We start from the raw sequence: 18,581 nt of genomic DNA on the forward strand, positions 1-18,581 counted from the left end.
AAAACCGGCACTCCGAAAAGCCGGAATTCACGGAAGTGAACCTTTCAGCTCGGAATCAAGGACGTTACGTCACCCCTCTTCAAGCAATTCGACCCTAATTTCGCGATGAATGAACACCTGATCGCTAACGCTCGTTTTCAGCAGCGACTTCAAATCCTCAATACTCTCAATCGGATTGACTGCCTGCGCCACTGGAGTTGCAATCTTTTCAACGAGGTCCACTCGAAGGTCATCCTGTCCACTCGTCTCCGCTGCTTGTCCAGATAGGAGGTCGAGGCCTTCGCGAGAAATAGAGGTGATTGCGTCCACCCTGAACCTGACGAGACATTTCGACTCCGGGAGCCATCCCGCCTTGGCATTGACCGCCGGAGCGAATCCGACATTCACGTAGCACGACTCGTCCCAGCGGGACTCCTGGACGCCAACTACACAGTAGAGATCGCCAGACACTCTGTACCAGTTTGCCGACTTCTTTCGAAATCCCAGCGGCTTGAAGACCTCATTGAGAGCCTTCAGGAGAATCGAGTTAAACATCAGCCGAACCTCTTATACGTGTCGAGATGGCCAGTCCAGCTCTGACCGGTCACATCCTCCAACTCGGCGACGTACTTCTGCAACTGTCGCTGCCCCGTCGCCTGGCTGCTCTTCGCGTCCGACTTCAACTCGCGCACGACACGGTTCTTCCAGTCGACCGCATCGGGCCGGAGCCCGCTCGGAAGCGTAACTTCGAAGTCGTACCCAGCCCCCAGAGCATTCCTGTAGTTCAAGTGTGTCTGGCGCCCACGGGCCGCGTCCGCATTCTCCCCTGATGTGAACTGCCCCTTCTCGTTACGGGCGACGCCGCAGTTGCTGTTGTGAACCAGGACCGGCGTGGCCCCCGCCAGCACATAGTACGTGTGTACGCCCTGGACCGTCAGGTCGTACGTACGCTGCTGCTTCTCGTAATGGCGAACCGCGGAGACCTCAGCCGCACCCCCCGCGGAGGACAGCAGCCACGCACCAGGGTGCAGGTCCCCGGCCTCCACCCATTTTTCCTTCTCAGGAACCCAGAAGGGGTGGTTGTCCGTGGCGGTTACGACTCCCTTGCCACCATCCCCCTTCACCTCGATCTCGGCGAATTCCTTGTCGTCTTCTGTGCGGATTACAGCGACGATCGGGCGGGTTTTGGTTTCGCCGGTGACAGGGTCGGTCACTCTGACCTCATCGCCCGGCTCGATGTCCTTGATGTGCTTGGTTTTGCCGTTGGCGAGCAGCACATCGGTGTCGCCCAGGAAACTGTGGCAGGGGCCGGATCTTCCTGCCTTCGCCGCAGCCCTCACCGACTTCGCTACGGGCATCGGGCCGGCTCCCGCATGATCGGTCCCGACGAACTTCATCACTTGAGTGATGAAGATGTCGTAAAAGTAGTTCCTGGCCTTGTCGGTGCAGTTTTTCGTTGTGTGGCACACCGCCACAGCCACCCCGGCGATGACATAGTCAGGAGTACCCCCCACCATCCACGAGTCCTGCCTCTCCCGCTCCCGCATCGGAGCTTCGAGCTCCTCAAAGAAACGATGGGGAACTTCCTCACCCTTGGAGATGGGGTAGCTCATCCCCGTATTGCCGATGCGGTAGGAACGCGACTTCGAGGAACCGCCGCCGGTATACCTCCAACTGCTATCGGATTGCGCCCTCCCCCATTCGACGTTTTCGGTGGTGCCGCAGCCGTGCGGGCAGCCGTGGCCGCCGGGGGTGTACCCGTAGCAGTTGCCGGGGATCTCGCAGCCGCCGGGCATGAGGCCGGTGGGGTCGGGGAAGGTGGCGGGGTTGTTGTTGCCGTAGGTGTAGCCGTTGATCTGCTGGGGGTCGGCCAGATCCATGACCGGGTCGACGGAGAGGAAGCGGCCGGTGGCGGGGTCGTACTCGCGGGCGCCGAGGTGGACCAGGCCGGTGTCACCGGTGTCGTCGGTGCCACCGACGAAGCCCCTGGTGCCGGGCCAGGACTTCGGGGCGGTGCCGCGGGGGCTGCCGAAGGGGGTGGTGCGGCGCTGCTGCACGGTCAGGTCGGCGGTTCCGACGGCGAGTTGGCCGGTGTCCTGGTGGTCGGCGAGGGTGACGGTGTAGGTGCCGTCGTCGGCCAGGACGGCCTGGTGGCCGCCGCCGAGCGGGATGTAGCGGGTGGCCTCGGCCTTGGCGGCGTCCTTGCGCAGGGTCAGTTCGGTGGTGCCGAGGTAGAGGGTGGTTTTGGCGGGGGTGCGGGCGATCAGGCGGGTGCCGTCGGCGTCGTAGAGGTAGGTGGTGGTTTCCTTGGCGCCGCCGTCCTTGGCGGGCTGGGTGACTTGTTCCAGGTGGCCTTCGGTGTCCCAGGCCAGGCTCTGTTCGTCGCCGCTGAGGATGCGGCTGGTGGTGTTGCCGGCCGGGTCGTAGCCGTAGGTGTCCTTGGCGGTTCCGGTGGGGCCGGTGGTGGTGACGGAGGACAGGGTGTGGGACTGGGGCTTGCCGGGGCCGGGGTAGGCGTACGTCCTGGTGGTGTCCTGGGCCGCGTCGCCGGCGAGGTCGTGCTGGGTTTCGGTGAGGCGGTTGCCCGCCTTGTCGTAGGTGTAGCTCTGCCAGTACGGGGCCGGCCCGCCGAGCAGGTTCGCGGCCGGGACCGCCGCGCAGGTCTTGTCGCCCTGGGCCCAGGCCTGGCTCAGGCGGCGCAGGTGGTCGTAGGCGAAGCACTGGGTGTCGGTGCCGGTGCGCGAGACATCCGAGATGGCGGTGACGTTGCCGGCCGGGTCATAGCCGTAGGTGGCGTACCGGTCGACGCCGGGCTGGTCCTGGCGGTCGACGCGGGCGGTGGCAAGGCGCTGGGTGCCCCATTCGTAGGTGTTGGTGGCCCAGGTCTTCTTGATGCCGTAGCTCTCTTTGGTGCCGCCGAGCTGGTACTGCAGGGCCTTGCCGGTCAGGGAGTAGGTGACGTCGGCGCGGACGCCGCGGCCGTCGTAGACGGCGACGGGGCGCAGGGTCTGGTCCTGGTAGGTGTAGCTCCAGCCGCCGCCGGGCAGGGAGCCGGCCGCGGAGTAGCCGCGGCTGCCGACCAGGCCGCCGGCGCGGTAGGCGGTGGTGTCGGTGTAGGTACCGGCCAGGGCCCCTTCGGCGGGCGGGATGACGGTGGCGACGCGCTGGATGCGGTAGAGGGGGTCGTACTGGGTGACCTTGCGGGTGTAGGGCTGGCCGTTGACGTAGCGGGTGGCCTCGGTGAGCTGGCCCTTGGCGCCGGGCAGGGTGTCGTAGACCCACTTGGCGCGCAGGGGGCCGTCGGCGCTCTTCTCGCGCAGGGCAATCTTGCGGCCGACGTTGTCGTAGACGCTGGCCAGGGTGGTGCCGCGGGCGTCGGTGGTGGTGGTCTGCCGGCCGCGGTCGTCGAAGGTGGCGGTGGTGGTGCCCTTGTCGGGGTCGGTGGTGCGGATCTGGCGGCCGAGCTGGTCGTAGGTGTAGGTCCAGGTGTTGCCGGCCGGGTCGGTGACGGTGGCGAGCTGTCCTGCGGGGGTGCGGGTGTAGCGGGTGGTGTCGTAGGGAGCGTTGGCGGTGCGAGTGTGGTGCTGGCGCAGTTCGGTGGTCTGGCCGCGGGCGTCGGTCAGGGTGGTGGTGGCAGTGGCGCTCGGGGGCGGGATGACGGTGGTGCGGTCGCCGCCGTAGCGAGTCTGGGTGACGGCCAGGACGGTGCCGCCGTCACCGTTGCCGGCGATCTGGCGGGCTTCGGTCTCGCGGCCGAGGCCGTCGTAGGTGTGGCGGGTCTGGCTTTCGACGCTCAGGGCGTTGTCGGGGGCGAAGAGGGTGGGTGCGGGGGCGCCGGTGGTGTAGTAGGGGGCGAAGGTCTTTGCGGTCAGGCCGCGTTCGTCGTAGAAGGTGTCGCTCAGCAGCCGGCCGCCGTCGGGGCCGGGGGCCTGAATCTGGCGCGGGTGCTGGAAGCCGTCGAAGAGGGTGTAGGCGGTCAGGTGTTTGCCGCCGTCCTCGTCGAGGGTGCGGGTGGTGACCGCGACGGGTTTGCCTTCTTCGATGCGGTAGCTGAACTGGTAGGTGGGCAGGAGGTTGGTGCGGCGGTCGGGCAGCCAGATTTGATAGGCGCGGCCGAGGGCGTCGTAGGTGAAGGTGGTGCGTTTGCCGTTGGTGTCGGTGGTGGCGGTCGGCTGGCCGCGCAGCGGGTCGGTTTCGGTGGTGGTGGTCTGGGCGGTGGTGGCGTCGCCGTCGGTGGCGGGCGGGCCGGTCTGGGTGGTGGTGGCCGGGAAGCCGGTGGCGGGGGTGTAGGTGGTCGTGGTGGTGCGGCCGTCGGTGCGCGGGGTGCGCGCGGGGGTGGCGTCGCCGCGGGCGGTGAGGTCGGCGCTCAGGTCGGTGCTGGTCAGGGGCCGGCCGTAGGTGTCGAAGGTGGCGGCGGCTTCGAGGTAGGTGGCGGTGGTGCCGTCGTGTTTCTTGAGGGTGGCGGTGGCGGTGGCGTCGCCCTTGGCGGGGGCGGTGCCGTAGGGGGTGCTGTCGTAGGCGGTGCGCTGGTCGCTCAGGACGTCCTTGGTGCGGTCGGGGGTGGCGGCGCATGTGACGGCGACGGTCTCGACGCGGGAGGGCGTGGTGAGGATGTTCTTGTCGGTGTTGGTGGCGTAGGTGGTGCGGGTGCACTGGTCGTCGGCGGCGGTGGTCTCGTCGGCGAGGTCCTCGTGCTGGGTGGCGCGCCCGGCGACGGTCTCGAAGGTGGTGGCCTGGGCGGTGGTGCGCCACTTGGCTCCGTTGCCGTCGTCGAGGGAGGTGAAGGTGCGGGTGTGGGCGGTGCCGGTGAGGTTGGCGGTGATGGTGCCCCAGTCGCGGACCTTCTTGGCGGTCTCGTGGTGCCAGGGGCGGTTGACGGTCTTGGTCAGGACCTTGCCGCCGGGACTGGGGCCGGAGTAGGTGGCGGTCTTGTAGGCGAAGCCGGCCGTGGCGGGGTGGTCGGTGAGGGCGTCGCCTTCGCCGTCGGCGAGGGCGACGGTGACGGTTTTGGTGCCGCCTGCGGTGTCCTTGCGGTCGCCGTCCATGCCGCGCAGGAAGTAGGTGTCGGCCTGGGTCTTCATGCCGTCGGCGCCCTGGCCGCCGGTCTTGACGCGGACGTGGCCGTAGCCGCGCCACTGTGACCAGGTCTTGAACTTCTCCTTGGTCAGGCCGTCGTCATCGTCGAAGTGCCAGGCGGCACCGCCCAGGTACTCGTAGCGGGTGACCTGGTCGGGGGCGCCGCCGGTGCGGTCGGTGGCGGTCACGGAGGTGACCAGGTACTTGTTGAACCACTGCCGGTCCGGGTCGTCGCTGGTGGTGCCGCCGGTGTACTGGGGATAGCAGCGGGTGGTGTTGGTCTGCGGGGTGGGCAGGTCCTCGAAGCTGCAGGCGGGGGCGGAGTAGTTGACGTCGAGCTGGCCGCCGGATTCGTCGGCGACGGTGGACAGGCGGGCCTTGATGAAGGGGGCGTAGCCGTCGCCGGTCTTGTCCAGGCGGTTGGCGAGCTGGGTGTAGGCCAGGGTGGTCTTCGGCAGGGTGACGGCGGGGGCGGCGCTGTGGCCGGTGTGCTCGATGGCCTCCAGCAGAAGCTGGTAGTCGACGTCCGCGCTGCCCCAGCGGTGGCTGAGCGCCCAGGAGTCGACCTTGGCGTAGGCGTTGTCCTTGAGGACCTCGGTGGTGACGGCGGTCAGGCGTTTGCGGGTCCAGAAGGTGGGGCTGGAGCGGCCGTCGTCGCACTTGGCGGCGGCCTTGCAGTTCAGGTCCCAGGGGGTGTCGTACCAGTAGAAGGCCTTGGCGTCGATGGTGTCGGGCTCGCAGGTGACGCCGGCCTGGGGCAGGCAGCGCTCGGCGCTGGTGTAGTTCACCCGGGCCAGGGGCTTGGCGGCGTAGAGGTCGGCGGCCTGCTGGCCGTAGTCGGTGCGCTTGAGGTAGCCGCCGCGGGTGTAGGGGGTGTCGTCGTCTTCCTTGAGGTTTCGGCCGTAGGAGTTGGTCTCCTTGCCGTAGAAGTAGGAGACGGCGTTGTTGTGGGTGTCGACGATGTAGTCGAGGTTCCAGCGCCAGGCCTGCTGGCACCAGGCGTCCTTGAAGGCCGCAGCGTGGCAGGGCTCGCCGCTGTCGTCGCCGAAGACCGGGACGGTCCAGGTGGAGTCGGTGGTTTCCTTGCCCGCGGCCCAGCCGGGCAGCCGGTGGTAGCCGAAGTAGTAGCGGGTGCCCTTGGAGTCGGTCAGTTCCCAGTACTCGTTGTCGTTGTCGCCATTGGCGCGGTCGGCGGAGGTGAGCTTCTTGATGCGGGTGCCGTCGTCGCCCTTGAGCTTCCAGGCGTTGTCCCCGGCGGGGACGAGTTCGCCGGCCTTGCCGTTGAACGTCAGGAATGCGTTGTCGTAGCCCCAGCACAGGTCGGCGGGCTTCTTGCCGTCGGCGTTCTTGACGTCGTCGTCGGCGCAGGGCTTGTAGCGGCGCTCGATGAAGCCGGGCCACATCTCGAAGCCGTCACCGGCCCAGGAGGCCTGGTTGTTGGTGCCACCGGTGCGGCCGTCGAGGGCGCCGGAGGCGTAGGACAGGCCGACGGTGGGCTTGAGGCCGCCGGGCACCTCGGGCACCGGCATGGGGTAGGACCAGGTGAAGTCGCCGGTGTTGAGGTTGGTGTTCCAAGTGGCCGACGGGGACAGCGAAGTGGCCTTGTAGTCGCTCTTGTCGCCCTTGTCCGCGGCGGCGGCCACCAGGACGGTCGGCGCGCCCTGGCGCAGGCCGACGGCGGAGGCGGTGAGGGTGTGCCGTTCGGTGTCGTTGGCCGTGGGCAGCGGGGTGGCGGTGCGGCACGCTGGTTTGTCGGGGGTGGTCAGGGCGCAGGCGGGCAGCTGCAGCAGTCCCAGGCGGGAGGCGTAGCCGCCGCCGTAGGCCCCGGCGAAGTCGGCGTAGCTGACGGTGACGCCGACCGCGGTGTTGCTGCCGAAGGCGGCTGCCGCGGTCTTCGGAGCGGGCTGGGGGGTGAGGGTGAACAGCATGCCGTCCAGGCCCGCGCGCTGGGCGCGCTGGTGGTCCAGGACCTGGGCGGTGACGGCGGCGGGGGCTGCAGTGCGGGCCGCGACGGCGGTGCCGGTGGCTTTGCCAGCGCCGGGCTGCGGGGCCGGGGTGAGGCTGAGCGGTAGGCCCGCGGCCTTGGCGGGGGCTGCCGAGCGGGCGGTGGGCTGGGTCAGGTCGATGGTGGCCGTGCCGGGGCGGGGCCAGGACGCCTTGGGTGCCTCGTGCGGGGTGCGGGGGCCCTGCTGCAGGGTGCGCGGCTTGACGAGGCTGACGGCCTTGCCGGAGACGGGTTTTTCGGCGGCCGGCAGGCCGGGGCGGTTGGCGGTGTCGGCGGCCGGGGCCGGTGGAGCTGAGGTGACCTGCAGGAGGGCGCCGACCATCACCGCGGATGCCGCCAGGGCGATCTTGCGCCGTGCCGCGGCGGTGCGGTGTCGCAGTGCCAGGGGGCTGTGGGCTCTGGCCTTGCCGTTCATCGCTGTTCCAACCCTTCGGTGTGTCACCGCGGCCCGTCAGAGGGCCAGGTGGCATGAGGTTTCAGGGGAAGAGGGGGTGCTGCGCCGGGCCGCGCGCGGTCCGCGGCCCGGGCGCTACGGCTGGGGGACGTCGGTGGGTACGTCGTCCCAGTGCTCGGCGAGCCAGCGGACCTGTGCTTCGCTGAGCGCGCCCTGGAAGGCCCACAGGTCGTCGACGGCGCCCGGCCAGTACTCGCCCCAGCTGCCGCGGCCCTTGGCACGGCCGACCTGCAGGGTCTTGACGGCCTGGAAGGAGAGCGCGTTCTCGGCCCAGGGCACCTGGTCGGCGCAGGCACTGCTGTCGGCGTCCCCGTCGCCGTCGGCGTCGGTGCAGGCGAGCGCTTCGAGGGTGCCGTTGACGTAGAGGCGGGCCTGTTTGGCCAGGCCGTCGTAGACCACGGCCAGGTGGTTCCATTCCCGCACGTCGTAAAAGCCCTGGGCGTTGTCCGCCCGGGTGAGGGGGGCGTCGGCGGTGTCCTTGTCCGCCATGGCGAACTGCCAGCGGCCCTGGGCCTGCGGGTCGCCGGGGGCGGGTACGAAGCCCACGGCGAAGGCGCTGGTGTGCTCGCCGTCGGCGCTGAGCAGGGCGGAGGCGCCCTTGGGGACGGCGGCGGCCTGGACCCAGGCGGCGACGGTGAAGCTCTCGCTGGTGTCGACGGGCACGGTGGAGGTGGCGGCGTAGTCGCCGGTGCCGTCGAGCAGCAGTCCGTTGCTGCCCATGAAGGCGGCCTCGGGCGTCAGCTTGGCGTCGCCGTACAGGGCCATGGGGCGGGCCGGGGAGAGTGCGTCGGGCGTGGTGACGGGGCCGGTGCCGGTGCTCTGGTCGAACTGCCAGCGGCCGGCGAGCAGGGGGCGGTGCGCGAAGAGCTGTTGGACCTCTTCGGCGGAGACGGGGCGGTCGAACAGGCGCACGTCGTCGATCTGCCCGGGGAAGTAGCTGCCCAGGGCGCTGTTGCGGTAGGAGCCGGCGCCGATCAGCAGGGGCCCGGCGGCGTAGAAGGCTCCGTTGAGCTTGGCGGCGCCGGCCTTGTGGCCGTTGACGTAGAGGGTGAGGGTGTCGGCGATGGTGTCATGGACGCCGACCAGGTGCGCCCAGGTCCCGCCGGCGGCCCGGGGGCCGGTGGCCCGCACCGGCGTGCCGGTGGGGGCGTCGTCGGTGTACTGATTGAAGACCCAGCGGTCCAGGTCGGCGGAGTAATACAGCTCGAAGCCCGGTGCGTGAGCCCCGGCCTGGGCGGCGACCACCGCCGCATGTGAGGGCTTGGCAGTATCGAGTCGGGCCCAGGCCGAGACGGTGAAGGAGCGGGCGGTGTTCAGGTGGGGGGCGTTGACGCGGGCGTAGGCGTCGGTGCCGTTGAAGGCCACGGCGTTGCCGGCGACGCCCGGCACGCCGGGCTTGGCGCCGCCGTGGAACTGGGCGGGCAGGACGTCCGCGCGCCCGGAGATGTCGGTGGCGCCAGGCTGCTCGTCGAAGTCGAAGACCGCGACGGCGGGCCGTTCGGGGCCGGTGAGGTGCTGCTTGGCGTAGAGCTTGGCGACCTCCGGCGCGGTGAGCTGCTTGTCGAAGACCTGCAGTTCGTCGATGGCGCCGGGGAAGTGCGCGGAGACCGTGCCCCCGTAGGAGGCGGCGCCGATGTGCAGGCCGCGCCGGGCGTTCCAGGCGGCGCTGTAGGTCGTCTCGCCGGCGAGTTTGCCGTTGACGAACAGCTGCAGTTTCTTCGCGATGGGATCGTAGGAGCCGATCAGATGGGTCCACTGGCCCGGCGTCAGGCCACCGGGCGCGGGGGCCATGGCCCGCACGATGGGGGCGCCGGGGTCATCCTTGGCGTACTGGTTGAACACCCAGCGGTCCAGGTCGGCGGAGTAGTACAGCTCGGTGCCGGAGACCCGGTTGCCGGACTGGGCGGCGACCACCGCCGCGTGCTGCGGCTTCTCGGACGGCCTGACCCAGGCGGAGAGGGCGTAGCCGCGGTCGGTGTCGACGACAGGCAGGTCGGCGGCGGCGTAGGCGTCGGTGCCGTTGAGCCACAGGGCGCTGTTCAGCAGGCCGTCGGCGCCGGTACGGGCGCCTCCGTACAGGCGTGCGGTGCGGGCGGGGGCAGTTCCCTGGGCCTGCTGGGCGCCGGCGGGCTCGTCCAGCTGCCAGGCGGCGCGGTCCGGCTGGCCGGCCTTGACGCGGAACTGGTAGGTGCGGATCTCGCTGCCGTTGCCGGCCGCGTCGAAGGCCTGGGCGGTGACGAAGTTCAGCCCCGGCCGGGCGGGCAGCACCATCGCCTTTTGCGCAGCGCCGGCGCTGGTGGCGAGCTCGCGGGTGGGCCAGGGGTCGCCGTTGAGGTTCCAGCGGTAGCGGGTGACGTCGCCGGAGGCGGAGTGAAGGGTGAAGGTGCCGTACTGGCCGACTCCGTCGTACCACGGGTCGTCGGGGTTGTCGGGGTCGGAGGCGGGATACTCGCCGGAGGTGACGGCGGGGGCCTTGGGGACGCTGGTGTCGTAGACGAAGTAGCAGGCGGTCGCCGCCCCGGCGAAGGACCACGGCGAGTACTGGGCGCCGTCCCAGGCCCGGGCGTACCAGAAGATCTGCCGGTTGGCGGGGATCGAGGCCGGCAGGCTCAGCGCGAAGCTGGAGCCGGACTTCTTGGCGGTGGTGCGGCCCGGCTGCCAGCGGGCGATGGTGCCCTTGCCGTCGCCGGCGTCCCACTTGGCCTGGAACTGCACCGCGACGCTGTCGCCGTCGGGGTCGCTGACGTTGTTGGCGTAGATCTTGCCCAGAGTGCGGGTGCGGGCCGCGGTCTCGGGCTTCTTGCACACCCCGCCGTACTCCATGGCCAGCTGCGACATCGTGATCTGCGCGGGCGGCCGGTTGTACTGCACGCGCAGGAACGCCTTGTCGGAGAACCGCTTCCAGCCGTAACGGTCGCCCTCGTCGCCGGCGCGCAGACCGAACGTCATCGCCGGCCACTGGTTGTTCGCGGCCTCCTGCACCGCGGACTTCACGTCGAACTCGGCGTCCCGGGCCGCGCAGCCCTCGTAGCCGTAGGCGAAGCTGGAGGTCTTCAGGTGCCGCTGCCAGAACCCGTCGGCGTTCTGGGTGTTCCAGGTGGTGGCGGAGGAGATGTCCTTGGTGCGCCACAGCTGCACCTCCCGCGCGGAGCAGGACGCCGCCCAGGTGTTGTGCACCACGAACTCGGCCTTGAGGACCGTCTTGCCGGCGAAGGCGGCGGTCGGCACGCGGTAGAACAGGCGCTTGGTGTCGTTGGGCTTGCAGTAGTTCCAGCCGCAGTAGCCCAGCCCCGCGTTGTTCTCGCCGTTGAACTTCCACTGCGGGGAGGAGGCCCAGTACTGTGAGGCGACCGTCCAGGCTGCTGCGCGCGGCGAGGACCACTGGGGGTCGATGAAGACCGGGTAGACGGTGTCCTTGCCGGTGAGCACGTCCGCGTCGGGCTTGAGGACCACTTCGTCCTGTCCGGCCGGCACCTGGACGCCGACCGGTGCCAGCTTGCCGGACTCCCCCGCCCCCGGCTCCTGGCCCGTCTCCTGCTCGGCGACGGGACCGGCCCGGGCGGCCTTGGACCCGGTGACGCCCTGCGCGGGGCGGCCGGGGCTGGAGTCCCACATCAGCGGGGTGGGCGCCTCGAACACCGTGGCCTTGGCGCCGTTGTCGACCGCCTGAAGTCCCCCGCCGGCGGTCTCCTTGACCTGCAGGCCGGTCGCGGACAGCTTCAGGCGCAGCTGCGCCAGCTCCGCGCTGGCCGCAGCCTGGGCGGACTTGACCACCAGCAGCTGCGTGAACCCGTCCGCCTGCGCGCCCATGCGCAGGTCCACCTCCGGCAGCACGTCGCGGTAGGTGGCCGTCGCCCCCTCCAGCACGGGGGCCGGCAGCCGGGCCGGCCAGGTCAGGGCCAGTTCCCGGCCGGTGCGCTGCATGCGCACCAGCGGGCCCGTACCGCCCCCGGAGAACCGCAGGTCCACCGTCGCGGCCTTCGGGGCCACGGTGCCGTCACCGGTCGGCACAAGGGCGGTGTCGATCTCGCGCCACTGGCCCTTGATCCGCGCCCGTACCGGGCGTAGGTACTCGCGTGCCTCCAGGTTGCCTTCGGGGGTGGCGAACACCTCCCGGCTCTCCCCGCGCGCGGAGGTCACCTCGACGCGGGTGTCGCTGCTCCTGGCCTGCGCCAACGCGGCCTGCTCGGTCGCGGCCTGGGCCGGTCGGGCAGCCGCGGCGCGGACCGCAGGGGGCGGGTGCGCCGTACGGGACTGGGCCTGGGCCGCGGGAAGCCCCGGCAGCAGGCTCACCGACACCGCGGTGCCCAGCAGCCAGACCAGTAACCGGCTGGCGCCGCGCCGTCTGCGCGCCGAACGCTCCATCCCCACTCCCCGCCCACTTTATGAAGATTCCATGAAGACCGTGGAGCGGGACAGTACGGGCACCGCAGGACGGTGGTCTAGATCACTCCTCCCGCACAGAGGGGGCAGACACGGCATATCACTCCAGAAAGGCTGGTGATCTGGATCACTCGCGGGAAGGTTGTACGGCAACAGGAAGCAAATTCATAAGGATTCTCCGACTTCCCGATCGAACGTGTTCCAGCCTGCGGTCCTCACCGCCCAGAGGCGAGCCCAGACGCCTAGTCCCTTCCTGCCCCACACGGCGCCCGACACCGCTCGGCCCCGCCGGACCACATGCCTGTCGGGGGTGACGAGCCGGAAGGGAATGCGGGGGCGCGCGGTCACCGGCGGCGCGACTCAAGCGCACTTGCTGAGAACGCTGCGCGACGCGCCGCCGCCAACATAACGACGAGTGGCGGATCTTCCCGGACGCGTGCGTGCGCGACGGCGGTACAACCGCTACCGGGCGCACTCAGGAAAGCACCAAGGCACGAACACCGGTCCTTCGCGGCAGCGTCGGCCTCACAGCACAGCGAAGAGCACCCTGAGCAGGACGGCGGCACCGAGAATCACTATGGCTGCCTGCGCGACGCGACGGGGCGACGGTACGGCGACGACCTTCGGGCCGCCCTGCTCGGGGAAGGCGTAGAACACGCGGTGGGGATCGTCCGGCACCATGACCCTGACGACGGGCAGGTAGCGCAGGTGAGCGCAGCGGGCGACCTCCCCCGGGACTTGGGTGAGCCGGGGCTTGAGGGCGCTTTGGTGGGCGGCTGGCAGGTCGTGCGGCAACTTGTCGCCTGGCGCAAGGGCGGCGGTGCGCCAGCTCCCGGTCTCCTTGGCCAGGTACCGCACGAACAGAGGTGGATGCGGGGGCGGCTGCGGCACGCGTTCTTCCGACCGGGTGTGCCGGATGAGGCCCTCGGTCCAGGTGACGGTACGCCCGGCTCCCCGGCAGGCCGTGTGGGCGATCGTCCCCTGGCTGTCGCACCGGGGGCAGGGCACGGACTCCGTACCGGCGCAGTCCGGGCACACGACACGGCCGCGGCCGCGGCAGCCACGGCAGGCCGCCTCCAGCGCCCCGCACTTGAGGCAGGTGACGCGCTCGCCGAGCCCGGTCGCTGCCACGATACGGTCGTGCCGGCGGACGCCGCTGCCATCGCACCGGCCGCAGGACTCGCTGCCGCCACAGGCCGGGCAGATGCGCGAGGCCGGGCAGGTGAGCGCGCCGCGGCCCTGGCAGCGGTCGCAGGCGACCTCACCGTTGCCGCAGGAGCAGTGCTCCTGACGGACGGAGTCGCGCAGCACCAGTTCCCACTGCTGCTCGTCGCCCGCTTTCGCCGGGGGCGTCACCGTATAGGCGTCCAGCTTGCGGTAAGTCGGCCGGCCGGACAGGTCCTTCTTCCCGTGGTGCACCCGTTCCTGCTCGGTGCGGGACTCGACGGTCCGCACGATGCGGCACTCAAAGACCGGACGCCACCTGACCTCCGCGGTTGTCATATTCACGGTCTGTGTCGATGTGCCACGGGTGAGGAGCCTGCGCTCGACCGCATTCAGCAGAGCCCGCTCCCCTGGTATGTCACTCATGCGCGCTTCCTTCCGCTGCTGCCGCTGCCCTTCTGCTGTACGTGCACGGTCCGCCGGCTCGTCAGCCTTCCGCCGCCGGCCTGGTCACCAGCGGCTCCGCCCCCGCACCCCTCCACCTGCCTGGTCAGGGCTGCCGGTGAGGCCCACGCCGGCGCACGGCCCTCTTGCGCTGTGCGCAGCGGCCCGCCGCACCAGAGCAGCACTATGCCGACGATGTCGCGTTTCGCCCATCCGCCCACACCGCGGCCGAACCGCCGCCCTACCGTGCCCGAAGGCTCCCGGTGCGCGCATGGTGCGGTCGCCGCCTACTCGACGGGCCCCGGACAGGTGAGTTCGGCCAAGTCGTTGTGCCATGGACGGATCCGGTCGGTGAACTCTGCTGCCTCAGGGCCGGTAACCAGCGAAGCGGTCACCTCGATGAAGGCAGCGGCTTCTGCATGGGCCATCGACAGCAGAGCGCTGCCCTCCGGTGCACGCAGGCGGACAAACATGCGTCGGCCTTTGTGCGGAAGGCGGTCGGGCTGGCCGCCCGGCCAGATGATCACATCGCCGATGCCGACGCTGTGGGTAAGGCCGCCCTCCAGCAGGTCGTGTGCGAACGTCCACACCCGTTCGTCTTCGGTGCCGGCGTTGAAGCAGGCGGTCACCGCGTACGGATCGGTGGTGCGGTAGGTCAGACGCACCGGAAGCCGTTGCCCCTCGTCCTCCTCACTGAGGTGGAAACGCATCCACAGCTCGACGTTGATCTCGGCTCCGTCCGCCGCATGTTCCTCCCGCAGATGCATGCTGGCGGGCATGTCCGGTGGCGAAGTATGCCGACCCGCCATGCCGATTTCTGCCGTCTTGGGCGTTGCGGTGTCGGTGCGAGGCACGAGAAACGAGCTGCCGGGTTGACGTGTGAAGCTGTCCAGGTCGGGTGGGCTGGGCTGTTGGATGGGGATGGCCTGGCGATGGACAGGGTTGAGATCCACAGCTTGTTCGGCGGCGATCAGCAGTTGGGCGCACGACAGTTTCATTGCGACCGGGAGGCGGGGCCATTCGTCAGGCGCGTTGGCGTCTGCCGCGACAGCGCGCCACAAGGCCAGTGCCGCCAGGGTGTGCACACGGTCAGTGGCAGGCGGGGTCATCGACTGCCGCCACGGCCAGCGGGAAGCCGGCCCGGGCGAGTGCAGGTGAGCGAGCGGCGATGCGGTCAGCCCTCTATCCCCTGGGGGTGCTGGATGCAACAGGTCTGTGAACCGGGCCGGGAACACGAGCCAAGTCGGCTGTGGGAGCTTGGAATCCGCCGCCGTACAGGCTTCATCTGTCGGCGCAACGGTGCGAGCGGCCCCGTTCGTGCCACGAGGCGACCACCTTGTGCTGGGGTACGGGGCGCCCCATGCGGGCGGACCGCTCGAAGATGGTGCCCGTCGCGCTCCAGTGGCTCAGGGTCCGCCAGCTGTACTCCATCAGCCCTTGGATGACGGTCTGGTACTGCGGGCCGGTGAAGTCCTGCCGGCGCAGGTATTCGACCAGCGCGGCGTCGGCCTGCCGACGCCGCGCGCGGGCGTCTTCGTCCTCGCGGCTGGCTGCGGCCAGGTCGGCTTCGAGCTGACGCAGGGACGCCTGCTCCTGTGGGGCCGCCGCTGCGGGCGCCCCGGCGGTGTGCGAGGTCCTGTCCTGGGGCGGGCGCCCCTGGCAGTTCTCGTCCTGCACATCTGCTCCCTTGCCTCGTCCAGCCCCGAGCGGGTCCGTCATCTGGTGGGCCCGGCACAGCACGTCCCGCAGGCCCAGGGCGCAGGAGGGGGCGTCCGGTAAGCGGACCGGGATGCACGGGCGCACATCGATGCGGTAGCTCGGGATGGTCACGAGCGATCCTTCGGTGCGGAGCACCGCTGCCGGCACGCGGGAGCGGTGCGGCGGATGTTGCCAAGAGGGCGCAGGCCCCGACAAAGGTGCGGTGGTACGGCGTCAGCACAGCACTGCGGCTCCGAAGCGGTGGCGAGGCTGCCGGTTTGGAAGACACGGCACCATGCCGGGGTGTATAAGGGCACGCCTCGGTCCGGGCGGGGCGCCGGCCGTGCGCCGGTGCGCCAGGTCGCGCGGGCAGGACGGGCCGCTGCGTCGCGGCAGGCGGTGGGGCGGCAGCGTTTTAGGGGGCCTGGTCGTGGACGAGGCCGAGTTCGGCGTCCAGGTGCAGCAGGTGCCGTCCGAGGCGGACGGGTTCGGGGCGGTGCGGGGTGTGGGCGAGGAGCGTCAGGTCGGCCAGCAGCGGGTGCCGGTCCCAGGAATAGGGCACCGGCGGGCAGTTGGCGGTGTCGCTGACCCAGTCCTCGGGGACCGCCACGGTGCGTTCAAGCACGGCGCGCACCTCGTGCGGGCGCAGCCGCTCGCGCTCGGGCAGCGCCCGTGCTTCGGCCCGGTCCAGGGACAAAGCACCGCTCGGCTGCCGGTAGCAGGGCAGCAGCCGGCACGGCCGCTCCCCCGCGCGGGTGGGGGCCTGCCCGGCGGTGGTCGGGCGGCGGTAGAGGTCGGCCAGCGACCCGATCCGGCCGGGCGGCGGAATGACCTGGCTGGCCGCAAGGTGACTCTCGGCCTGCGACCGGGCCTGGTGGGCCGTCTGTGAGGCGGTCGGCTGTGCGGGCGGCGGGACGCCCAGGTCCGCGTCCAGCTCGGCCAGCAGCAGCGGCACCTGGTCGGGCAGGGTGACGGTGCGCTCCGGGATGCGCTGCAGCAGGGCCGCAGTGGCCTCCAGCACGGTGACCGGCTCGCCCGCCTGCCAGACGGCGGGCAGCGCCGTCGCATCGTCGTCGACCGGGTGCAGCACCGTCAGGCGCGGGCCGCGCCGGCGGATCCACGCGGGCCGGGGGTGCCCGGCCGGGCCGCCGCGCTCATGCCAGGTCTTCTCGCACCGCCACAGCCGGCCGAGACGCTGCAGCAGCCGGGCGAGGGAGGCCAGGTCACTGATCATCAGGTCGGCGTCGATGTCCAGGCTCCTGTCCAGCAGGCTGGTGGTCACCACGACCAGCCGCTGCGGGCGCGGGCCGCGCGGCCCCAGCCAGGTACGCACCCGGCGGGTGAGGGGCTCGCGCTGGTAGCCGGGGAAGCGGGCGTGCAGCAGCACCAGGTCGCGGCGCGCATCGGTCCAGGCCAGGGTGTGGCGCAGGTAGAGGTAGGTGTCCTGGGCGTCGGCGACGGTGGCGCACACCACCACGACGCAGCCGCCCGCAGTGACCACCAGCGCGACTTCGGCGCCGATCTGCGCCAGACGCTCATCCGGCGCCACGCTGCGCTGGGGCCCGCCGTAGCGCCGGTAGCGCACCGGGCGCAGGTGCACCGTCACCGTACGGCGCTGCTCGTGCGCGTGGACGGTGCGCCGGGTAGCGTCCATTTCCGTGCAGGCGGCGTCGCGGGCGGCGGCGTAGAGCCAGCCGGGGTAGGCGAGCGGGAACGCGGCCTCGGCCAGCCGACGCCAGGAGTGTTCGGCGCCGGCCAGATAGGCGCGCACCAGGTCCTGGGCCACGTCGGCCGGCAGCGTGGCGGACAGGACGACGACCGGGGTGCGACAGGCGCCGAGCCAGTGCAGCAGGCGCCCCAGCAGGTGTTGCATGTAAGGGCTGTAGTCGTGGGCCTCGTCGATGACGACGGTGCGTCCGCACAGGGCCAGCATCCGCAGCGCCTCGAAGCGCACCGACAGCACCGCCATCAGCGCCTGGTCGATGGTGGCCACCGCGAACGGGGCCAGCAGCGCCTGGTCCCAGCCGCGCAGGAACGATGAGGGCACCGTCACCCGGCTCTCGGGGCGTCCGGTGCGCTCATGCGAGGCGTCGAACGCCTCGTCCAGCGTGATCTGTTCCTGCCCCGCCAGGCGGTCATCGGGGTAGGCGGCGCTCAGCCATCTGTGGTTGTGCACCACGGCGACGGGCGCCCGCGCGGGCCGGTGGGCTTCGACATACGCTGTGAGGGTGTCGTAGGCGGCGTCGGCGATGGCCGTGGTGGGCTGCAGCACCGTGATTCCCCGGGTGCCGCAGTGTGCGTTGAAGATGCGCGCCGCCTCCAGTGCCGCGATGGTCTTGCCCGCCCCGGTGCTGTCGGTGCACACCAGGAGGCCCGGGCCCCGGCCGGCCACGGCCGGCTCCAGCTGTTCGATCACCGAGGTCTGCAGCACGTTGGGCCCGGGCACCTGGGGGTGGGCCTGGGTGAACGACGTCGGCAGCAGGGTGGCCCGGTCCAGGCCCGCGGCGCTGACCACCGCCGCGGCCCAGCTTTCTGTCGCATCGGGCGCGGCCGGCTGCTGGGTGGCGGCGTAGTGCTCGGCGGCGCCGAAGGCCGGAGCCAAGGCGCGCGGCAGCCACAGGTGCGCCTGGCTGGCCAGGCGGTCGGCGACCGTCACCAGCCCGCAGATGAGCACCGCGGCCGCAGCCGACACCCGCGCCGGCGCCACGGTGGCGCCGGTCAGGTGGCGCACCAGGGCCGCGTACCGCACCCGCAGGCGGTACCAGGCGGGCCCGCCCAGGTCCTGCCGCACCCGCCGGTCACTGGCCGCACCGGCCACATCGACCTGCAGGAACCGGCCGTGGTGCGCGCCCAGGATCTGCGCCACCCGCACCGCGGGACTGTCGTTGGCCTCCAGCCGGTAGCCGAACCCGGCCAGGATCTCCACCGCGGCGTGCATCGAGGCACGCTCGTGCCGCATCAGCCGCCAGCGGCCGGTATCGGCCCGCAACGGGTCACTGACCCGCGCCCACGCCCCCGGCTCGCACATCTGAAACCGGCTCACCTTGCCCAGGTCATGGCAGCCGGCAATGAACATCACCAGCCGGCGCGCCGGGCCCGCCGCCATCTGCAGCCCCTCGCAGATCACGGCGCGCTGGGCCGGAGCCAGCAGCCGGCCCCACAACTCCCCCGCCACCGCCGCCGCATCAAGGCAGTGGAACAGCACTGGATATGTCACCCCGTAACGGGGGCTGTACTTGCCCCACGGACTCAGATCGATCCCGCCGAGCCTGCCGTCCTCCACCACACCCACCCGGCACCCCCAACAACTCCGCTACCCCAAAGCTGGCAGCCTCCAGACCACCCGATGCCCGCCCAAGACGGCCGCACCCGCCAGTC

Annotated in this window: 7 protein-coding genes; all 7 read right to left on the reverse strand. The window is 70.8% G+C overall.

The features are described 5' to 3' along the window. Nucleotides 1–69: 69 nt before the first annotated feature. Nucleotides 70–534 (reverse strand): DUF4304 domain-containing protein, encoded by a 465-nt coding sequence (locus OEIGOIKO_RS00290; protein WP_125050659.1) that lies wholly within the window; start codon nt 532–534, stop codon nt 70–72. Next, entirely contained in the window at nt 534–7,475 is a 6,942-nt protein-coding gene (locus OEIGOIKO_RS00295; protein WP_125050661.1) for a polymorphic toxin-type HINT domain-containing protein, read from the reverse strand. The genes OEIGOIKO_RS00290 and OEIGOIKO_RS00295 overlap by 1 nt, the downstream gene beginning before the upstream one ends. Nucleotides 7,476–7,589: 114 nt before the next feature. After that, entirely contained in the window at nt 7,590–11,879 is a 4,290-nt protein-coding gene (locus OEIGOIKO_RS00300; protein ID WP_125050663.1) for a LamG-like jellyroll fold domain-containing protein, read from the reverse strand. A 543-nt stretch (nt 11,880–12,422) separates the two neighbouring features. Further along, nucleotides 12,423–13,487, reverse strand: a complete 1,065-nt coding sequence (locus OEIGOIKO_RS00305; protein WP_125050665.1) for a hypothetical protein — start codon at nt 13,485–13,487, stop codon at nt 12,423–12,425. A 305-nt stretch (nt 13,488–13,792) separates the two neighbouring features. Then, complete coding sequence (locus tag OEIGOIKO_RS00310; RefSeq protein ID WP_170251446.1) at nt 13,793–14,590, reverse strand: SsgA family sporulation/cell division regulator; 798 nt, start codon at nt 14,588–14,590, stop codon at nt 13,793–13,795. A gap of 196 nt (nt 14,591–14,786) precedes the next feature. Then, nucleotides 14,787–15,335, reverse strand: coding sequence for a hypothetical protein (locus OEIGOIKO_RS00315; protein ID WP_125050669.1), 549 nt, complete (start codon nt 15,333–15,335; stop codon nt 14,787–14,789). 283 nt (nt 15,336–15,618) lie between these two features. Next, nucleotides 15,619–18,486 (reverse strand): CRISPR-associated helicase Cas3', encoded by a 2,868-nt coding sequence (gene cas3, locus OEIGOIKO_RS00320; RefSeq protein WP_246177092.1) that lies wholly within the window; start codon nt 18,484–18,486, stop codon nt 15,619–15,621. Nucleotides 18,487–18,581: the final 95 nt, after the last annotated feature.

It is taken from the genome of Streptomyces paromomycinus, assembly GCF_003865155.1.
GTDB lineage: Bacteria > Actinomycetota > Actinomycetes > Streptomycetales > Streptomycetaceae > Streptomyces > Streptomyces chrestomyceticus.

Excerpts from the sequence above, each read along its gene's own strand:
- OEIGOIKO_RS00290 (WP_125050659.1), bottom strand. The coding sequence starts at position 534 with ATGTTTAACTCGATTCTCCTGAAGGCTCTCAATGAGGTCTTCAAGCCG.
- OEIGOIKO_RS00295 (WP_125050661.1), bottom strand. The coding sequence starts at position 7,475 with ATGAACGGCAAGGCCAGAGCCCACAGCCCCCTGGCACTGCGACACCGC.
- OEIGOIKO_RS00300 (WP_125050663.1), bottom strand. The coding sequence starts at position 11,879 with ATGGAGCGTTCGGCGCGCAGACGGCGCGGCGCCAGCCGGTTACTGGTC.
- OEIGOIKO_RS00305 (WP_125050665.1), bottom strand. The coding sequence starts at position 13,487 with ATGAGTGACATACCAGGGGAGCGGGCTCTGCTGAATGCGGTCGAGCGC.